Here is a 413-nt window from a genome sequence, read left to right as displayed (position 1 = left end):
ACCTCGTCGGTGACCAAGGTTATAAGTGATGTGCTGGCCTCGGGCAGCGCCGCCACGATCGTCATCAAGTCGACCGTGCCCGTCGGCTTTACCGACCGCACGCGGCTTGCCTTTCAAACCGACCGCATCATCTTCTCGCCGGAATTCCTGCGCGAGGGGCGGGCGCTTTACGACAATCTCAACCCCTCCCGCATCGTTATCGGCGAGCGTTCCGCCCGGGCTGAGATCTTTGTCGGCCTTCTGGTCGAAGGCGCTTTGAAGAAGGATGTTCCGGTGCTCTATACCGGGGCGTCGGAGGCCGAGGCGATAAAGCTGTTCGCCAACACCTATCTCGCCATGCGCGTCGCCTATTTCAACGAGCTCGACAGCTATGCCGTCACCCACGGCATGGATTCGCGGCAGATCATCGAGGG

General features: G+C 61.0%; 1 pseudogene. It reads left to right on the top strand.

The annotated features are described in order from the left end of the window. Window positions 1-413, top strand: a pseudogene (locus V6766_RS25505) (UDP-glucose 6-dehydrogenase); the annotation flags it as partial.

It is taken from the genome of Martelella sp. AMO21009 (assembly GCF_053484295.1).
This window is presented reverse-complemented; position numbering and strand designations above follow the sequence as displayed.